The sequence below is a fragment of the Microbacterium sp. CFH 31415 genome, from assembly GCF_022538185.1.
Classification (GTDB): domain Bacteria; phylum Actinomycetota; class Actinomycetes; order Actinomycetales; family Microbacteriaceae; genus Microbacterium.
Genome location: NZ_JAKYXC010000004.1, coordinates 74,411 through 92,309, shown reverse-complemented (window position 1 = coordinate 92,309; position 17,899 = coordinate 74,411). Strand labels below are relative to the sequence as shown.

Genomic DNA, 17,899 nt, shown 5'->3' with positions numbered 1-17,899 from the left:
CGTCTTGTCCCTTTTCCCCCTCTCCCAGGACCTCCTGGGCTGACCCGTCCGGGGGGCGGGCGAGAGCCCGCCCCCCACCCTTCGGAGGACGACATGTCGACATCGGACAGCACTGTCGCAGCCGACGAGCAGGCGGGGGCCGCGGCATCCCGCCCCCTCGAGATCCTGTTCGCGGCGGTGGCTCTCGCCTTCACGGCGACCTACCTCTACCTCGGCACGCAGATCCCGCTGAGACAGGAGGCCGCCCCCGGCCAGATCGACGCGCGCTTCTGGCCACTGCTGCTGGGCGTGGCCGGTGTCGCGGTGTCGATCGCGCTGCTGGTGATCGCGATCGCCCGCCCCGCGCCCTCGCGGGAGGACATCGAACCGATCCAGCCCGGCGGCGTCGTCCGCGTCATCGCCACCTGCGCGCTCACCGGCCTCTACGTCGCGCTCTGGACGGTCGCATCGGTGGTCGCGTTCGGCTACCGCATCGAGCTGTTCCCCATCATCACCGCGCTCTTCATGGCGTCGCTGATGCTCATCTTCGGCCAGCGGCGCTGGCTCGGCCTCGTGCTCTACCCGATCGCGGTGACCGCATTCATCTATGTGCTCTTCGGAGTGCTGCTGAGGGTTCCCCTATGAACGCCATCTTCGACGGCATCAGCTCTCTGCTGGATGTCTCCGTCCTCCTCTACATGCTCGTCGGGCTGCTCCTCGGCTTCCTCGTCGGAGCGTTCCCGGGCATCACCGCGACAATGGCGGTCGCGCTCGCCGCCGGGTTCACGATGACCCTCGAGCCCGTCCAGGGGCTCGCCGTCCTCCTCACCATCTACGTGGCGGCCAACTTCGGCGACCGGGTGCCGTCCATCCTGGTGAACACCCCGGGCACCCCGGCATCCATCGCGACCACCCTCGACGGCTATCCGATGGCCAAGCAGGGCCGCGCCGGCCTCGCGCTCACGATCTCCGCGATCGTGTCGGCGATCGGCATCCTCGCCTCCCTCGTGCTGTTCGCCGTGGCCGCTGTGCCTGTCGCGACGTTCGCGCGGAACTTCTTCAAATCGCCCGAGCTGTTCGCCCTGGTCGTCTTCGGAATCGCGATCATGATCGGCATCTCGTCGAAGTCGATGCTCAAGGGCATCCTCGCCGGGCTGTTCGGGCTGATGCTCGGCACCGTCGGCACGTATTCGGCCACCGCCGATCAGCGCTACACGTTCGGCATCCTCGAGCTCTTCGAGGGCTTCAACTTCATCGCCGTCATCATCGGGCTCTTCGGCATCGCCGAGCTGTTCGACCAGCTGCTCACCTACCACCGCGCCAAGACCCGTCCGATCTCGAGCCTCGGTCGCTGGTGGCCGAACCGCTCCGAACTGCGACAGACGCGGCGTGCGCTCGCGGTGTCGGGCGGCGTCGGCCTCGGCGTCGGGCTCATCCCCGCGGCAGGCGGCGACATCGCCGGCCTCATCGGCTGGGAGCGCGCGCGCAAGGTGTCCAAGCAGCCTGAGCAGTTCGGCAAGGGGTCGATCGAGGGCATCACCGCCTCCGACACCGCGTCGAGCGCCACCCTCGGCGGATCCCTCACGACCACCATGGCCCTCGGCATCCCGGGCGACTCCGTGATGGCAGTCATGATCGGCTCGATGATCATCTGGGGCATCACGCCCGGCCCCAGCCTCTTCGCCGAGCGTCCCGACCTCGTCGTCTCGATCACGGGCATCATGCTCATCGCGACGCTCCTGTCGCTCGGTCTCAGCCTGGTACGCATGCGCGGCATGGTGAAGCTCCTCGATGTTCCCCAGCCGTACCTGTGGAGCGGCATCCTGGTGTTCTGCATCATCGGCACCTTCGCAACGTCGAACAGTCTCTCGACCGTGGTCACGATGCTCGTGTTCGGCGTGATCGGCCTGCTGCTGAAGCGGATGTCGGTGCCGGCCGGCCCGGTCGTGCTCGGCCTCCTGCTCGGCCCGCTCGCCGAGGAGAATCTGGCGCGCACGCTCGCGATCCTCCCGACCCGCCCGTTCTTCGAGGTCGTGAGCCCGATCGCGATCATCCTGCTCGTGCTGGCGGTGCTGTCGATCGCCGTACCGGCGGCGCGCAACGCCCGCCGGCCGCGCGGCAAGCGGGGCTCGTTCGCCGAGTCGATCCTCGACGACGACACCGTGGCCGACATCGAGGCCAAGCACACCGCGATCGACGCCCTGCCAGACCCCGTCACGGGCGTGGTCCGCACGCCCGACGAGCTGGACGTCGCTCCGGCGCGTCCGGTGAATCCCAAGGAGAATCAGAAGTGACCCGCCGAGACATCGTGACCGCCATCCCGACGAGCTTCCACCCCGACGGGACCCTCGACGTCGAGGGCAGCCGGTCGATCTTCCGCTACGTCGCCCGCTCGGGCAACGAGGGCGCGTTCGTCCTCGGCACGACAGGCGAGTTCCCGGCGATCGACGACGCCGAGTTCGAGACGCTCGTCGCGGCCGCTCTCGACGAGCTCGGCGGCGCCATGCGCGTCATCGTGCACGTCGGCCAGCCGAGCGCCTTCGAGGCGGTGCGCCGCGTGCGCATCGCGAAGGAGCTCGGGGCGACGGAGTTCGCTGCCCTCACGCCGTACTACCTCGCGGTCACCGAAGACGCCGTGTTCGACTACTTCGCCGAGGTCTCCGAAGCCATCGGCGACGGCACGCTGTTCGTCTACGTCTACCCGAAGCGCAGCGGCGTCGAGGTCAGCCCGGAACTGCTCGCCCGCCTCGCGACTCTGCCCAACGTGATCGGGGCCAAGGTCAGCGAGCTGTCGCTCGACGAGCTGGCGGCCTACCGCGCCGTCGTGCCCGACGGCTTCGTGCTCTACACCGGAGCCGACCGCGAGCTCGTCGCCGCCGGAGAGGCCGGTGCCCAGGGTGTGGTGTCCGGGGTGTCGTCGGTGCTCCCCGGCCCCTTCCGCGCTCTCGCGCGGGCGGCGGACAGCGGAGACGCCGCCGCGATCGAGCAGGCGCAGACCGCCGTCGACGACGTCGTCTCGGTCATCGGCGGAGACATGGCGCGCATGAAGGCGGCCTATCGCAGCATGGGCGTCGCCGACGGCGTGTGCCGGATGGCCCTCGTCGAGCCGGACGCGTCGGCGATCGCGGAGATCGAGCGGGTTCTCGCCACCTACGGCTCCTGAGCCGGAGGGTGCGCGGAAGGTGGGGCGGATGACGGGCATCGTGGTGCTGGGCAGCGCGAACATGGATCTCGTCGTGCGACAGGTGCGCCGTGTCGAACCGGGGGAGACGATCTTCGGATCGTCGTTCCACACGGGGCCCGGCGGCAAGGGCCTGAATCAGGCCGTCGCCGCAGCGCGCGCCGGCGCGACGGTCGCCTTCATCGGCGCCGTCGGTGCCGACGATTTCGGGGTGCGCCTGCGCTCGTGGCTGTCGGCCGAGGGGATCGACGTCGGGAGAGTCCGCATCGTCGACGAGCCGACCGGCATCGCTCAGATCACGGTGACCGATGATGGCGAGAACTCGATCGTGGTCGTGGCGGGCGCGAACGCGCGGAGCGTGCTGGACGACGCCGACCGCGAGACCATCGCCGCGGCATCCCATCTCGTCGTGCAGCTCGAGCGGCCCGAGTCGCTGCTGCTCGATGCGCTCGCTCACGCCCGCGCGCACGGCGTGACGACCGTCGTGACACCCGCTCCCGCCCACGAGGGTCTGGGCGACATCGTGCGCCTCGCCGACGTGCTCGTCCCGAACGAGGGCGAGGCGATGCTGCTCTCGGGCGAAGCCGATGCCGAGTCCGCCGCGATCGCACTCAGCCGCCTGGCCGGGACCGTCGTGCTGACGCGCGGCCGGCACGGCGCGATCGTCGCCCGCGACGGCGCCGTCGTCACCACCGTCGCCGCGGTCTCGACCGACGCCGTCGACACCACCGGGGCGGGCGACACCTTCACGGGGGTCCTCGTCGCGGGTCTCGCTGCCGGCGACGCGCTCGATCGCGCCCTCGAGGCCGCAGCAGCCGCCGCCGCGATCGCGGTCTCGCGACGAGGCGCCGCCGAGGCGATGCCTACCGCCGGTGAGATCGCCGACCGGCTCGCCCGCCGCAGCGAGGCGACCACATCCACTCCGACCGATCATCCCGCACCACAGGAGACCGCATGAGCACCTACACCCTCCCGGCAGCCCGCGAGCGCGCGGCCGTCCCGGCGAAGACCGCCTACCTCATCGCGAGCGGCGATCTGCGCGAGTCGGCGAACACGGCGGGCTGGCCGACGCAGGCGCAGATGGAGGCCGACGTGACAGCGGCGCTCGGCGATCTGGGCTGGACGGTCGTGCGTGCGAACGACGTCGACCCCGCCACCGGACACGGATTCATCTCAAGTCAGCGGATGGGCCTCGAGGTCTTCAAGACGATCCCCGCGGACGCGCCCCTCATCGTCGCCGAGGCGGTGTGGCAGTACTCGCACCACGTCCTCGCCGGGCTGCGCACCCATGAAGGACCGATCCTCACCGTCGCGAACTTCGCCGGCGACTGGCCCGGCCTCGTCGGGCTGCTCGGCCTCAACGCCGGCCTGACGAAGATGGGAAGGGACTACTCGACGATCTGGTCGGTCGACTTCACAGACGACTGGTTCAAGGCCGGGCTCAAGGAATGGACCGAGACCGGCTCCATCGCCCACGACGCCTCGCACGTGCGTCCGCTGGGTGAGCTGCCCGCGACGCCCGAGGTCGAGCTCGGACGTGCACTGGGCGATGAGCTGCTCGCGGACAAGGCCATCATCGGCGTGTTCGACGAGGGCTGCATGGGCATGTACAACGCGATCTTCGACGACGAGCTGCTCAACGCGACCGGCATCTACAAGGAGCGGCTGTCGCAGTCGGCGCTGTACGCCGAGATGCTGACGGTGACGGATGCCGAGGCCGACGCCGCCCGGGACTGGCTGATCGATCGCGGCATGACGTTCCGCTTCGGCACCGACGAGGAGACCGAGCTGACCGAGGCGCAGGTGCGCTGGCAGATGAAGATGTACATCGCGGCGCTGCGGATCTCCGACGACTTCGGACTCGACGCGGTGGGCATCCAGTACCAGCAGGGCCTCAAGGACCTGGTGCCTGCCTCCGACCTCGCCGAGGGCGTGCTGAACTCGACGGAGCGGCCACCGGTGCTCTCGCGCGACGGCTCGCGCGAGCTGTTCGCGGGCCGTGCGTTCCCGCACTTCAACGAGGCCGACGAGGGCGTCGCGGTGGACGCGCTCATCACCGACCGGGTCTGGCGGGCGATGGGTCTCGTGCCCGACAACACGCTTCATGACGTGCGGTGGGGCGAGGAGTACGACGGGGAGTTCGTCTGGGTCTACGAGATCTCGGGCTCGGTGCCGGCGTCGCACCTCGGCGGGTGGCACAAAGCCGAAGGCTGGCGCCAGGGGCCGGTGTTCTTCCCGGCCGGCGGCGCCACGATCAACGGCATCTCCCAGCCGGGTGAGGTGGTGATCTCGCGTGTCTTCATCGCCGACGGCATCCTGCAGGCGGACATCTTCCGTGGATCGGTCGTCGAGCTGCCCGCCGAGGAGACGCAGCGACGCAAGGACGCGACGAACCCCGAGTGGCCGATCGCCCACGTCGTGCTGCACGACGTCTCGCGCGACCAGTTCATGGCACGGCACAGGGCCAATCACGCGCAGGTCGTCTATGCGCCCGACGCCGAGACCGCCGACAAGGCCCTCATCGCGAAGGCGGCGATGTTCGACCGCATCGGCATCAGGGTGAACCTCGTGGGTCGCGTCGAAGGCCTTTGAGCACGCACCCGACGGTCAACCCGAGGTGGGCTCGGGGGAGGCCTCTCGGGAGCGGCCGGTGCGGCGGATGACCAGCAGTGCGCCTAGGGCGATGAGCCCGAGCCCACCGAACGGCACCAGCGGCGGGATCGGGCCGCCGCCGGTGGTAGGCAGGGGTAGCGTGGCCGCGGTGTTCGTCAGCGTCAGCTGCGCCAGGCCTTGCCGGCGGGACGCCGACATGGGCAGCGTCACGATCCCGTTGTCGTCGGGGACGAGCTGCTCGCCGTCAAGGGTCCATGTCGGGTCGCCCCAGTCGACGCCGGGGATGTCGGGCAACGCGCCCTCACGCCCCTGGATGATCGACCCCACAGGGAAGTACGGCGAGTACACCGGTTCGTTGGGAGCGAGGCTGAAGTCCGGCTGTGGCTCGTAGTCCCACCACCACTCGATCGGGAACGTGGTGCCGGCGGGCACCGCCGATGCGCCGTCACCGTCCATCACTTTGGTGACCTCCCAGCGCGTCAGCTGCACGGCCGTGTTGGTGACCTCGAGCACAGGGGTGCCGCCGAGGCCGATGCGCACCGAGCTCGACGGGCGCCAGACGGTCTCGCCCCACTCGTAGCCCGCCGGCAGGGCGGCGGGATTCGGCTCCTCCTCGGTGAGATAGACGACGGTGCCGATGGGGAAGGTGATGGGATCGCCGTTGTCGAAGACAGGGCCCCCCGGTGTGCCGTCGGCGGGCACCTCGAAGCGCCCCGCCTCGACGCTCGGCCCGGGAACGAAGGCGACGTAGCCGATCGTGAACGAGTCGACCAGCAGGTCGTCCGGGTCGATGCCGTCGAGGCTCTTCTCGACCTGGAACGTCCCGCTGAGGAGCGAGCCGTCGTTCACCAGGGTCGATTCCACGACCTCCGCGTCGTCGGCGCCGATCACCAGCTCCGCGGGGTCGAACGTCGCGCTTTCCCACTGCACGCCTCGAGGAGTGGGCGCCGGCAGCTCCTCGAAGGTCACGACGGTGCCGTAGGGGAACAGGAGTGGCGCACCGGAGCTGTCGACCGGACCGACCGGTGTGCTGTCTCCCGGGAGACGCACCACTCCCGTCTCGACTTCACCGGTGGGAAGGGTGGCCGTCCAGCGCACGCTGAACTCGCGCCCTTCCGGCACAGCCACCGGCGGGATGCCGGTGAACTCCTTCGACAGCGTGAAAGTGCCCTCCTTCAGCGAGTTGGCCACCTCGATGGCGATGTCGGACGAATCGTCCGGCAGCGGGATCTCGACGGTCTCCCCGAACGCCGCCGTCAGGGATGTCGACCCCGACGGGGTGCTGATGGTGAACACGGGGTCGTTCCAGCTCGAGGTGTCCACGGGGGTTCCGTTGAACGTCGGTGCGAGCTCGGTGAGGAGAAGCGCGCCGGCGCCGGTCTGGACGGTGATCAGCTGCGGTTCGCCCGGGGGGAGAGGCAGCTCGACGAGCGCGCCGTCGGGGTCGCCGTTGTAGGTGACGGTGTACTCGAAACCGGGGTCGGCGGCAGGCCCCGTGGCGGATTTGACGATCGTGATCGTCCGCGGTGTCGACACAGGGGCCACCGCGTTGGTCAGCTCGACGGCGACGGAGGTCCCTGTCTCGTCGATGACGAATGTGCGCCCGGGGCTCCAGCCGACGCCCGACCACTCGTAGCCGGGCGGAGGGTCGATCCCTGTGAGGTCCTCGGTCAGGACGATGCGGGTGCCGACCGGGAAATCCTCTTCCACCACGACAGTGGTGCCGTCGAAGGGCACCTGGACCGTCCCCTCGCCGATCTGGTCGCCACCGGAGAAGGCGGTCCAGGTCACCGGGACTGTCGTCTGCGACGGTTCACCCGGATCGCCGCCCGAGACGTCGACGATGAGCTTCTGCAGGCTGAACGTGCCGACCTGCTCCTCGGCGGAGTTGGTCACCACCACCTGCGACGTTCCGGCGCCGACGATGAGCGGGTTCGGGGTGATCGAAGAGCCTGTCCACTCCCACCCGGGCTCGGTCTCGGGTGCGATCTCCTCGAACTCCACGACGGTGCCCAGGGGGAACTGCTCGCCCGCGAGCACCGGCGTTCCGTCCGCCGGGACCTCCAGCGTGCCGGTCGTCACGGCGTCGTCGGGCGTCGTCGCGACATAGTTGACGGTGAACGTGGTGCCCTCCGGCAGGTCTGTCGGCGTGATGCCCGCCAGCTCCTTGCGGATGGCGAAGGTGCCACTGTCGGCCGCGCAGGGGATCTCGCTCGAGAAGAGGAAGGAGTGCGCCTCGCCGCCCTTGAGCGTCACGTTCAGACCGACGACCTGGCCGTCCAGGGGCGCGGCATCGACGGTGACCGAGGCGTCAGGGGCGTATACCGAGCCGTCGATGCGGGCCTCGGCTGCCCTCACCGTCACATCGCCCGTGAGCTGCGAGAGATCCCACAGGATGTACGGCGAGAAAGCGCCCTGCGGGTCGGCGCGGGCGCCGACCACCTCCGTGGTGCCGGCCGGCACACGAATGACGAGGGGATTCGAGACGCCGGGCGTCGGGCCGGGGGAGAACTGCAGGAGGGCGGCGCCCGCGATGTCGGCGTAGTCGACGACGTTGGGCTGGTCGGCGCTCAAAGGCTCCAGCACCTTGCGGCTGCCGACATCCTCCGCCACTCCGACAGGGTTGCCCAGATCGCCGGTCGGATCTGCGATGTCGGTGAGGCAGCTGTCCGCCTCCTCCCACGAGGCGTCGCGATTGGCCTCCACATAGTCGGCCACGGCGGTCGGTGACGTGTTCACCGTGTAGATGCTGCCGTTGCCGCTCGCGCCCGTCGGCGGCACGGCATCCGCCGGATACTGCTGGTGGGTCGCATCGATGAGCGGCGTCTGATCCACATTCGCCGGGTTCTGGTTCAGACGCAGCCAGTCGGCGCGCGCGAACGCCCGCCAGCCGCCGTCGCGCTGCACCATCTTCAGGGCGCCCCACCTCGCGGGGTCGGTCGTCCCCGCGCTCGTGATGGCGAGGATGCCCCTGCTGGTGGTGCTGTACTGCCCGACCAGGAACCGCGTGGGATCGCCGTCGACGGTCGGCAGATCGTAGTCGCCGGTGCCGGCCGAGACGTGGATGATCGTGTACTGCCCGCTGCTGCCCTGCACGGTGGCGGTTCCGCCGACAGCGATGCTGCCCTCCGTCTCCTGGTTCTGCAGCAGCGCGTCCTCGCGAGCGTAGACCGTGAACCCGCCGGCGATCGCGAAGGGATTGACGCTCTCGGGGTACGCGGCGGCCGCCGGTGCGACGGTGAGCTCGCCGGTGACGACGACTCCCGTGACGGCGAGCAGCGCGGCGGAGATTCCCGCCAAGATGCGGCGGATGCGCGGTCGAACAGATTCTGTCATGTGCTGCGCTCTCCCCCCGGTCAGCCCGCCTCGCCCACGCCGCGGTGGCGACGGAAGAGCTCCCAGTCCGCACGGGACAGGTCGGCGTAGGCGTAGGACCACTCCAGGATCGCCTCCCCGACCACCCGGCCGCCGCCCGCGTAGCCGGCGACGACCGCCGCGTTGGGTGACTGGCCGTGTGCACGTGCGAGCGTCGAGGCGCAGGCATCCGCGTACCAGCCGAAGGCGGCGTCCTCGAGCGTGTCGACGTCGAAGCCGCCCTTCTTGTCGTGGAACTGCCGCACATAGAAGGATCGCTCGGGTCCGTCGATCGACGGACCGGTGAGGTGGCCGAGGAACGGATCCGACACCGCCTGCAGGATCCGCTGCATCGCCACCACGCGCCCGCCCTCGCCGTTCTCCGCGATGTAGCGGGCGACGGCCTCGGGCTGCTCGACGCCGCCGTACTCGACGAGCACGCTCTGGCCCGCCTCCTTCCCCTGCAGGATCAGCGCGTTGCCTTCGCCGTCCGACATCGAGATCAGGTAGCAGCGCGTGCCGACGCTGCCGACGCCCACCACGCGGCGGGCGATGTCGGTGACGTGGTACTTCTGCAGCAGCACGCGGATGTCGACGTTCGCCGACCGCTGGTACTGCGCGACGAACTCGTTGATCCGAAGCTCGATGCGCGGATCGACGTGCGTCATCGTCGGCGGCGTCTCACCGAACACCAGCCGTCCGGCGTCGTCGAGCGACGTGAGCTTGCGCACCGCGCGGGCCGACGTGCGCTTCTCGGCGTCCTTCACCGCCTTGCGCAGCGCCTCCGCCGACTCCGGGTCGAGCGAATCGGAGGCGGCGTCGGCGTCGAAGTGGTCGTAGTAGCGCTTGAGCGGACTCCGCTTTGCGCCGCTGGCGAGGGCGCGTGCGTAGGTGCGCACGGCGCTGAGCGCAGCATCCCGCACCACCTTGTCGTCACGCGAGGTGGACTGCCCGGCGATCACGATGCTGGTCACCAGGCGCTTGACGTCCCACTCCCACGGCGCCCAGGCCGACTCGTCGAAGTCGTTGAGGTCGAACACGAGCGTGCGCTGCGGCGACGCGAACAGGCCGAAGTTCGACACATGCGCGTCGCCGCACGACCCGACCTCGATGCTGCTGCTGGGCGAACGCGCGAGGTCGGCGGCCATGAGCGCCGCCGTGCCCCGATAGAACGCGAAGGCGCTCTCGCTCATGCGCTGCGTGCGGATGGGCACGAGCTCGGGCACGCGGGTCGAATCCTGCCGATCGAGGATCCCCATCGGATCGCGCTCGCCCTCCGGCAGCACAGCGAGGCTCTCGCGAGGGTGCGACTCGCGCACGGTGCGGCCCTCGGTCAGGTGGTCCTGCAGGGTGGGCAGCGGGGACCAGGTCTCGGCCAGGGGCCGCGAGTCCGTCATCGACATGTCGACAGTGTGGCACCGTCCTTCGTCGCGCGGGAGGTGACTTCGGGGATGAAATCCGCGGCACCGGGCCTCGCCGTCGGTACCCTGGCCGCGTGACCCGCGCCGCCGCAGAACCTCCGCCGCCGCTGCTGTCGTCGAGCATGCGGACCGTGCTCGGTCTCGCGGCCGCGGTCATCGTGCTCACGGGCGTGTACTTCGCGCGCGAACTCGTCGGCCCCGTCGCGCTGGCGATCGTCCTCGTGGTGATCTGCGAACCGGTCCGCCGGCCGCTCGAGCGCCGCGGCTGGCCGCACTGGACGGGCACCACCGCCGTCATCCTGGTGGCGTACCTCGTGCTCGCCGTGATGGGCGCGCTGCTGTGGCTGGCCGGCACGCAGTTCGCGCGCCTGGTCGGCGAGTTCTCCGACGAACTGCAGGACAGCGTGCAGAGCTTTCTCGGGTGGCTGCGGTCGGCCGGCCTGGATGATCAGGCAGCGGATGCCGCGGCCGCCGTGCTCGATCCCGAGACGCTCGTCGGCCTCGCGTCGAGCCTCGGCGGAGCGGTGCTCGGCGTCGCGACCGCGCTCTTCTTCGTCGTCGCATACATCATCTTCATGGCCGCCGACGCCGCGCGCTATCGCAATGCTGGCCGGGTGTTCGGCCGTGCGAAGGCGCCGACGCTCGCCCGCATCCAGCGGCTCAACACGGGGGTGCGCCGCTACTACGTCGTCAACGCCACCTTCGGTGCGATCGTCGCGATCATCGACGGCTTCGCGCTCCTGTGGCTTGGCGTGCCCGCTCCGCTCGTGTGGGCGATTCTGGCGTTCGTCACGAATTTCATCCCCAACATCGGCTTCGTGCTCGGCCTGATCCCGCCGGCCGTGCTCGCGTTCGTCGTGGGCGGCTGGCCGATGCTGCTCGCGGTCATCGCGATCTACTGCGTCGTCAACGTCGTGCTGCAGGTGCTCGTGCAGCCCAAGTTCGTCAGCGACGCCGTCGATCTGAGCCTCACGCTGAGCTTCTTCTCGGTCATCTTCTGGACCTTCATCATCGGCCCGCTCGGAGCGATCCTGTCCATCCCGCTCACGCTGTTCGTCCGCACGCTCGTGCTCGAGGGCGACCCGCAGTCGCACTGGCTGCGCTGGCTCTCGGGCGACCGCACCGCCGTGCCCCCGCCCGATCCCTCGTCGACCCAGCCACGGAGGCGGCCATGACCGGAAGCGCCCTCGACCACCAAACCGCGACTCGGCGGGGGAGCGCGGCATCCCGGATCCTCGACAGCACCAGCGAGCGGTCGCTCGAATCGCTTGCGATCGGCATCGCTGCCGTCGCGTTCGTCGTCGTGGCGGTCATCGCAGCGATCGCCTTCCGTCTGCACCCGGCGCCGATCTCGGGTCCGGACTCGATCGGCCAGTTCGCCGCCGTCGCATCAGCGGTGGTCGCGTTCGTCGCGGTGATCGCCGGACGATGGCTGCTCCATGACCGCGGGCCGAGCGGTCGCGTCCGCGTGCTCGACGTGCTCGACATCATCGCCCTCGCGATCGCGCACGCCGTGATCGCGCTGCTGGGCTGGACGATCCTCGCCGTGACGCTCGAGCGGGCGTTCATCGGCGCCGAGGTGTTCGCCCTGCCGGTGCTGATCCTGGCGGGTGCGGCGGCCGCGATGACGGCGTACCTGGCGTTCTTCTCGGCGACCCACATGGACCTGCAGCTGCTGGCCGCGGTGCTCGCCGTCTTCCTGGCACTGGGAGTGCTTGCGAGCATGCTGACCGCGAGCGACCCGAACTGGTGGAAGGACAACCTGAGCGCACTCGGCATGACCACGAACGTGTCGGCGCTCGCGTTCAACCTCACGCTCATCGTCGCGGGCTTCCTCGTGACGACCCTCGCGCGCTACGCGACGCGCGGCATCCCGACCGCCAATCCGGTGGGGGTCGTACGCGTGCGCGTGTGCCTGATCGTCGTCGGGGTCTTCCTCGCGCTGGTCGGCGTGTTCCCCGTCGACGTGTTCTTCGGCATCCACACCGCGGTCGCCTCCGGGATGGTCGTCGCGTATGGCGTGCTGGTCATCGGACTCCCGAGATGGATCACCGGGATGCCGCGCCCCTTCATCCTCATCGGCTGGCTGTTCCTCGCCGTCACGCTCGTGCTCGCCGTGTTCTTCCTGGTCGGCTACTACACGCTGACCGCCGTGGAGCTCGTCGCGGGCATCCTCGTGTTCACCTGGATCGTGCTGTTCATCCGCAACGCCGCCGCGCTCGAGCAGGACGCCCGCTCGGCTTCCTGACCCGCGCGCCCCCGCGGGGAGACGCCGGTGCTGCGGGATGATGCGCGTGTGGACGAGAAGACCTGGCATCGCCGCACCCAGGTGCCGCTGGTACTGGCATCCCTCGTGTACTTGATCGCGTACTCGTGGCGGGTCATCGGTGGTCTCGAGGGAGTCGCCCATGTCGTGATGACGGCGGTGATCCTGGCGACGTGGGCGCTGTTCATCGTCGACTACGTCGTGCGTCTCTCCCTCGCCAAGGACCGCCGCGCCTGGTTCCGCACGCACCTGGGCACGCTCGCGATCGCCGTCATCCCCGTCTTCCGCCTGGTGCTGCTGCTGCGGGCTCTGACCCACGTCCCGGGGATGCGCCCGTCCGCCGGCACGCGGCTTCGCACTCAGATCATGGTCTACGGCGCTGGGGCGGGCGTCTTGCTGATCTACATCGCCTCGCTCGCCGTGCTCGAGGCCGAGCGGTCGTCGCCCGACGCCAACATCACCAGCTTCCCCCTCGCGGTGTGGTGGTCGTGCGTGACGATCACCACGACCGGCTACGGCGACTTCTTCCCGGTCACCTGGTGGGGACGCGCCGTCGGAACCGGGGTGATGTTCAGCGGGATCGCACTGTCGGGCATCATCACCGCCACGCTCGCCTCGTGGATCTTCGAGCGCGCCGCCCGCGATCACGACGACGCGGAGCCCGCGACCCGCGGCCAAGTGCGTCAGCTGCTCGCCAAGGTCGAAGCGCTCGGCAAGCCCGCCGGTGACGACGATGTCGAAGGGCGCTGACCCTGCGGCGACGAGACGGCGAAGGCCGCACCCTCGCGGATGCGGCCCCCGGTCTGGAATCGGCGGTGTCAGGACAGGAGCTTGGCCTTGGCGGCCGCGAACTCCTCGTCCGACAGGATGCCCTGCGAATGCAGGGTGGCCAGCTGCGTGAGCTTCGCCATCATGTCGTCGCCCGCGGCCGGCGCGGCCGGCGCGGCCGCCGGCGCTGCGGCCTGGGCGTTGGCGACCGCCTGCGCGGCGGCGGCGTCCATGGCCGCCTGCTGCTGCTGCGCCTCGTACGCCTGCTGCTCGTACTGCTCGTTCGCCTTGTTCTGCTGGTGCCGCGCCACGCTCCCCGAGACGGCGGTCGCGGTGCCCGCGACGACCGCGGTGCGTGCCGCCATTCCGATGAGGCCGGGACGGCCCACTCTGCGCATCATGTCTGCCTCCTTCAGTCGGCGTTCTCGGCGAGGAACGCGTTGACGACCGGCGCCGGAATGCCCTCGCGTGCGATCACGGCGCCCCCGGCGTCGAAGAGCGCGGCCGCGAACGCCTTGGCCCACAACAGCTCGACGACGAGGATCGCGGCCGAGGTCCCCGGCGGGACCTGCTCGGCGAGCGCCTCGATGTCTTCCATCCCCGCCAGCCCGGCGAGGTCGAGGGCCGGGGCTCCGCCGTCGTCGGTCGTGTCGGACAGCTCCATCACGGTGAGCTCGCCCTCGGGCGACCGTGTCGCGAAGACGAGGTCGAGGACATTGATCGTGCCGGAAGCGACGAGATCGTCGATCGCCTGCAGGATGCCGGGGCCGGGCTTGTCACCGTCGAATCCGATCGCGTAGAACTCGATCGGACCGTAGTCGAAGGTCGTCATGGCGTCATCCTCCTCTGCCGGGCGTCAGCCCGCGAGAGCCTTCGCCTTGAGCGCGTCGAACTCCGCCTGCGAGATCGCGCCCGAGTCGAGCAGCGACTTGGCCTTCGCGATGTCGTCGGTGGCACTGCCGCCACCGCTTCCAGCGGTGGCGCGAATGTACTCCTCCTGCTGCTTGCGCATCTCGGCTGCCTGCTCCATCGCGCGCTTCTGCATGCCCGTGCCGCGGGCGATCAGGTAGACCAGCGCGGTGAGGAACGGCACGAAGATCAGGAAGATGATCCAGACGGCCTTCCACCACCCGCTGAGGGTGTGATCGCGGAACAGGTCGCCGAGGATCGAGAAGAGCACCATCAGGTACGCCACGAACACGAAGACCCAGAAGAACCAGGCGACCCAACTCCAGAGATCCATTGTTTCCAGCCAATCGTCAAGGGCGGACCGATTCACCCGCCGCAGTTGCGAAACTACGAGGGCAGACCGGGCGCGACGTCACCCTGAGCGGGTGAATCGTCGGGCGCGTCGTGCAGGGGGTTGACCGACACCACTTCGATGTGGAGCTCGTCGAACATGTCGAGAAGGCCGATGAGCTTCGCCTGGTCGGGCACGCGGCCCACGACTCGGGTGCAGCCGTCGTCGGTCGCGCGGACATCGAAGCCGTCGAGTGCCGCCACCAGCGCGGGTCCGAGGCGTCCTCGGAGCAGGATGCACACGACCTGGGGCGTCATCACGGGCCTCTCGAAGGGGGTCGCGATTCTCCGGGTCTCGGCCCGGTGAACGTTGCCGACATTGTCGCCAGGGGCCTCTCGCGCGCACGTCACCCCTGTGGGATGATTCCCCCGAGCGCATGCCCACCTCGCCAGGGAGGCTCAGGGATTGTCTGGATCACGTCGTATCCCGTCGCACGCCGTCGATCGGCCGGCGCTGCGAAGGCAGCTGGACGCCGGCATCGAATCGCCGCTGTCTCTGGTCGTCGCGCCAGCGGGCGCGGGCAAGACCGTGCTCCTGTCGCAGTGGGCTCACTCCCACTCCGACATCGCGGTGGCGTGGTTCGACATCACGGCGGCCGACGACTCGCCCGGCGCCTTCGCGATGCGCCTCGTCGACGGGATCAGGTCTGTCGTCCCGGCTCTGCACGCGCCCAGCGCACCGCTCGATGCATCGGAGGGGCGCCTCGGCGACGCATTCCTCGACGACCTCGCGGGCAGCCTCGGCGAGCTCGAGGGCCGCCTCGTCCTGGTCTTCGACGACCTCGACCGCATCTCGGGGAGCGCCCTCCTCCCCGACCTCTGGCGCCTCGTCGATCTGCTGCCGCCGAACGTGCACGCCGTCTTCTCGTCGCGCGTCGACCTGCAGCTCGGCTGGAGCCGTCACCGTCTCGAGCACGGGCTCGTCGAGATCCGGCAGCGTGAGCTCGCCTTCGACGACGCCACCACCGCGCGGGTCATCGAGCACATCGCGGGCATGCCGGTGAGCGGGCACGCCGTCGCAGCCGTGACGGCGCGCACCGAAGGATGGGCGGTCGGCGTGCAGCTCACGGCGCTGAGTCTGCGCTTCGCCGGCGATCCGGATCGTGTCGTCGACGAGCTCACCGGCACCGACCGGCTGGTCGTGGACTACCTCAGCGAGGAGGTGCTCGACGCCCTCGAGCCGTCCCGCCGCACGGCTCTCAAGCATCTGGCGGTCGTCGACGAAGTGTGCGCCGGGCTCGTCGAGGCGCTCGCGGACGTCCACGGCGCGGCGTTCCTGGCGGAGCTCGAGCGCGACTCGATGTTCATCGTCGCCGTCCCCGAACGTCCCGGCTGGTTCCGGTTCCACCGGCTCTTCCGCGATCTGCTGCTGTACCGCCTGCGTGCCGATGACTCGCGCGCCGAGGCGAGCCTGCTCGAGATCGCCGCGGACTGGCACCTCGCTGAGGGCGATGTCGAGGTCGCCGTCGACTACCTCCTGCGGGCGAGGAAGTGGGAGCGCGCCATCGAGCGCGTGCTCCTGAGTGGACGCGAGGTGTTCGAGCAGTCCCGCACCGCCACGGTGGCGCGATGGCTCGGACGCGTGCCCGCCGAGGTGCGTGCCACCCACATCGACGCCGAGCTGCTCCGCGCGATCGCCGAGGGCATGAGCGGCCGGGGACTGGTAGCGGTCGACGCGATGCAGGCTCTGCTCGCCGGCGCCGATCTCTCCATCGGCCAGCGGCAGGTGGCGCTCGCGTACCTGGCCGCAAGTGTGCAGTTCCACCCGCATCCCGAGCCGTTCGTGCGGGCGGCGGTCGACGCGCTCGCACTCCTCGACGCGCACCCCGACGCCGAGGTTCCCGACCTGCTCGGACTCACCTCGAAGCCGTTCCTCGCGTTCCTGGCGCGCGGGTCACTGGGTCGTGCCCACATCTTCCTCGGCGATCTCGTGGGTGCACGCCGTCAACTGGCGACCGCGATCGCCCTGCCGGGGTTCGCGTACACGCCGTACCGCGTGCACCTGCTGGGCAGCCTCGCCCTGGTCGAGGCGATCGACGGCAGGCTGGGGGCCGCCACGGCCCACTCCGACGAAGCCCTCGAGACCGCCCGGAGCGCGGGGCTGCTGTCGCACCCCGCACCGGCCGACGCCTACCTGGCCCGCGCGATCGTGGCGGTGCAGCGCGGCGAGCCCGATGTCGGAGCGCTCGCCCTGACCGAGGGCATCGTCCGCGCGACTGCCAACCAGCGCACCCAGCTGATGTGGGTCGGCCACGCCATCCGGCTGCTCGTCGACCCCGACGACGATCAGCTCGCGACCGTCGAGCCCCCGGGTCCTCCGCCGGCCATCGTGCGCCAGTGGCTCGCGACCATCGCCCTGCGGCGCGCCCGGCTGCACGGACCGGCGTCGAACCCGCCGCTTCAGGCTCCGCCGCCCGGCTCCAACTGGTCCTCGGTCCTCTTCGAGGAGGTCGCGGCCCTGCTCGCCGACGGGCAGGCGGCAGCGGCGAACGCCCGGATACGCCGAGTCGCCTTCGAGCCCGACCCCGAGGCGCCGCTGGCGTCCGTCGAAGTGGCCATCGTCGCCGGATGGACGCACGCGCTGGAAGGGCGACGCGCGCAGGCTCGGGAGCAGTTCGAGAAGGCGCTCGCGCTCGCCGCGCCGGAATGGCTCGCCTACCCGTTCCTGCGAGCCGGAGCCGCGGTCGCCGACCTCGTCGAGGAGCTCACGGGCGGGCGCACCGAGTTCGCACGCTTCGTCATCGCCCGCGCGCGCACCGCAGGCGGCCGGCCCAACCCAAGGCTTCTCGAGGAGCTCACACCGCGCGAGCTCGAGCTGCTCGCGTTCCTGCCGAGCCGCCTCACGATCGCCGACATCGCGGCCCGCTGCTATGTGTCGACGAACACGGTCAAGACGCACCTCGGTCATATCTATCGCAAGCTGGGGGTCTCGGGGAGGGATGCCGCGATCGAGCGCGCGGCCGACCTCGGCCTGCTCGACGCCCGAGAGATCGCCCGCGTCGGGTGACGTAGAACCCC

15 protein-coding genes are annotated in these 17,899 nt (G+C 70.1%); 9 read left to right on the top strand and 6 right to left on the bottom strand.

What is annotated here, in order from left to right:
* The first annotated feature begins 93 nt into the window (after positions 1 to 93).
* Genes MK786_RS06555 through MK786_RS06535 form a run of 5 tightly spaced genes read left to right on the top strand, consistent with a single transcriptional unit; the run spans position 94 to position 5,752 of the window.
* On the top strand, positions 94 to 624 hold the full coding sequence (locus tag MK786_RS06555; RefSeq protein ID WP_241111432.1) for a tripartite tricarboxylate transporter TctB family protein: 531 nt from the start codon (positions 94 to 96) through the stop codon (positions 622 to 624).
* Complete coding sequence (locus MK786_RS06550) at positions 621 to 2,273, top strand: tripartite tricarboxylate transporter permease (RefSeq protein ID WP_241111431.1); 1,653 nt, start codon at positions 621 to 623, stop codon at positions 2,271 to 2,273. Before MK786_RS06555 ends, MK786_RS06550 begins: the two co-directional genes overlap by 4 nt.
* A complete protein-coding gene (locus tag MK786_RS06545; RefSeq protein WP_241111430.1) occupies positions 2,270 to 3,142 on the top strand; it encodes a dihydrodipicolinate synthase family protein in 873 nt (290 codons plus the stop codon). The genes MK786_RS06550 and MK786_RS06545 overlap by 4 nt, the downstream gene beginning before the upstream one ends.
* A gap of 28 nt (positions 3,143 to 3,170) precedes the next feature.
* A complete protein-coding gene (locus MK786_RS06540) occupies positions 3,171 to 4,118 on the top strand; it encodes a ribokinase (RefSeq protein WP_241111429.1) in 948 nt (315 codons plus the stop codon).
* Positions 4,115 to 5,752 carry a fucose isomerase gene (locus MK786_RS06535; RefSeq protein WP_241111428.1) on the top strand — a complete coding sequence of 546 codons (1,638 nt, stop codon included), beginning with the start codon at positions 4,115 to 4,117 and terminating at the stop codon, positions 5,750 to 5,752. The genes MK786_RS06540 and MK786_RS06535 overlap by 4 nt, the downstream gene beginning before the upstream one ends.
* Positions 5,753 to 5,767: 15 nt before the next feature.
* Here MK786_RS06535 and MK786_RS06530 read toward each other — a convergent pair whose 3' ends face one another.
* On the bottom strand, positions 5,768 to 9,109 hold the full coding sequence (locus MK786_RS06530; RefSeq protein ID WP_241111427.1) for a DUF5979 domain-containing protein: 3,342 nt from the start codon (positions 9,107 to 9,109) through the stop codon (positions 5,768 to 5,770).
* Positions 9,110 to 9,129: 20 nt separating this feature from the next.
* Positions 9,130 to 10,530 carry a DUF2252 domain-containing protein gene (locus tag MK786_RS06525; RefSeq protein ID WP_241111426.1) on the bottom strand — a complete coding sequence of 467 codons (1,401 nt, stop codon included), beginning with the start codon at positions 10,528 to 10,530 and terminating at the stop codon, positions 9,130 to 9,132.
* Positions 10,531 to 10,622: 92 nt separating this feature from the next.
* Here MK786_RS06525 and MK786_RS06520 point away from each other — a divergent pair, with 92 nt between their 5' ends.
* From MK786_RS06520 to MK786_RS06510, 3 genes are read left to right on the top strand one after another with little or no spacing between them, the layout of a single operon-like run.
* Positions 10,623 to 11,723 (top strand): AI-2E family transporter, encoded by a 1,101-nt coding sequence (locus MK786_RS06520; protein WP_241111425.1) that lies wholly within the window; start codon positions 10,623 to 10,625, stop codon positions 11,721 to 11,723.
* On the top strand, positions 11,720 to 12,796 hold the full coding sequence (locus tag MK786_RS06515) for a DUF998 domain-containing protein (protein WP_241111424.1): 1,077 nt from the start codon (positions 11,720 to 11,722) through the stop codon (positions 12,794 to 12,796). The genes MK786_RS06520 and MK786_RS06515 overlap by 4 nt, the downstream gene beginning before the upstream one ends.
* Positions 12,797 to 12,844: 48 nt before the next feature.
* Entirely contained in the window at positions 12,845 to 13,564 is a 720-nt protein-coding gene (locus tag MK786_RS06510) for a potassium channel family protein (protein ID WP_241111423.1), read from the top strand.
* 68 nt (positions 13,565 to 13,632) lie between these two features.
* Here the strand turns inward: MK786_RS06510 and MK786_RS06505 are convergent, their stop codons facing one another.
* From MK786_RS06505 to MK786_RS06490, 4 genes are read right to left on the bottom strand one after another with little or no spacing between them, the layout of a single operon-like run.
* Positions 13,633 to 13,983 carry an SHOCT domain-containing protein gene (locus MK786_RS06505; RefSeq protein ID WP_241111422.1) on the bottom strand — a complete coding sequence of 117 codons (351 nt, stop codon included), beginning with the start codon at positions 13,981 to 13,983 and terminating at the stop codon, positions 13,633 to 13,635.
* A gap of 11 nt (positions 13,984 to 13,994) precedes the next feature.
* Complete coding sequence (locus tag MK786_RS06500; RefSeq protein WP_241111421.1) at positions 13,995 to 14,414, bottom strand: DUF6325 family protein; 420 nt, start codon at positions 14,412 to 14,414, stop codon at positions 13,995 to 13,997.
* A 24-nt stretch (positions 14,415 to 14,438) separates the two neighbouring features.
* Complete coding sequence (locus tag MK786_RS06495) at positions 14,439 to 14,825, bottom strand: SHOCT domain-containing protein (protein ID WP_241111420.1); 387 nt, start codon at positions 14,823 to 14,825, stop codon at positions 14,439 to 14,441.
* Positions 14,826 to 14,878: 53 nt separating this feature from the next.
* Positions 14,879 to 15,139 (bottom strand): hypothetical protein, encoded by a 261-nt coding sequence (locus tag MK786_RS06490; protein ID WP_241111419.1) that lies wholly within the window; start codon positions 15,137 to 15,139, stop codon positions 14,879 to 14,881.
* A gap of 148 nt (positions 15,140 to 15,287) precedes the next feature.
* On the opposite strand from MK786_RS06490, the gene MK786_RS06485 reads away from it, so the two are divergent.
* On the top strand, positions 15,288 to 17,888 hold the full coding sequence (locus MK786_RS06485) for a LuxR C-terminal-related transcriptional regulator (protein WP_241111418.1): 2,601 nt from the start codon (positions 15,288 to 15,290) through the stop codon (positions 17,886 to 17,888).
* Positions 17,889 to 17,899: the final 11 nt, after the last annotated feature.

Bases quoted from the DNA above. Each gene is read 5' to 3' on its own strand.
- MK786_RS06555 (WP_241111432.1), top strand. From the start codon at position 94: ATGTCGACATCGGACAGCACTGTCGCAGCCGACGAGCAGGCGGGGGCC.
- MK786_RS06550 (WP_241111431.1), top strand. From the start codon at position 621: ATGAACGCCATCTTCGACGGCATCAGCTCTCTGCTGGATGTCTCCGTC.
- MK786_RS06540 (WP_241111429.1), top strand. From the start codon at position 3,171: ATGACGGGCATCGTGGTGCTGGGCAGCGCGAACATGGATCTCGTCGTG.
- MK786_RS06535 (WP_241111428.1), top strand. From the start codon at position 4,115: ATGAGCACCTACACCCTCCCGGCAGCCCGCGAGCGCGCGGCCGTCCCG.
- MK786_RS06530 (WP_241111427.1), bottom strand. From the start codon at position 9,109: ATGACAGAATCTGTTCGACCGCGCATCCGCCGCATCTTGGCGGGAATC.
- MK786_RS06525 (WP_241111426.1), bottom strand. From the start codon at position 10,530: ATGTCGATGACGGACTCGCGGCCCCTGGCCGAGACCTGGTCCCCGCTG.
- MK786_RS06515 (WP_241111424.1), top strand. From the start codon at position 11,720: ATGACCGGAAGCGCCCTCGACCACCAAACCGCGACTCGGCGGGGGAGC.
- MK786_RS06505 (WP_241111422.1), bottom strand. From the start codon at position 13,983: ATGATGCGCAGAGTGGGCCGTCCCGGCCTCATCGGAATGGCGGCACGC.
- MK786_RS06500 (WP_241111421.1), bottom strand. From the start codon at position 14,414: ATGACGACCTTCGACTACGGTCCGATCGAGTTCTACGCGATCGGATTC.
- MK786_RS06495 (WP_241111420.1), bottom strand. From the start codon at position 14,825: ATGGATCTCTGGAGTTGGGTCGCCTGGTTCTTCTGGGTCTTCGTGTTC.
- MK786_RS06490 (WP_241111419.1), bottom strand. From the start codon at position 15,139: ATGACGCCCCAGGTCGTGTGCATCCTGCTCCGAGGACGCCTCGGACCC.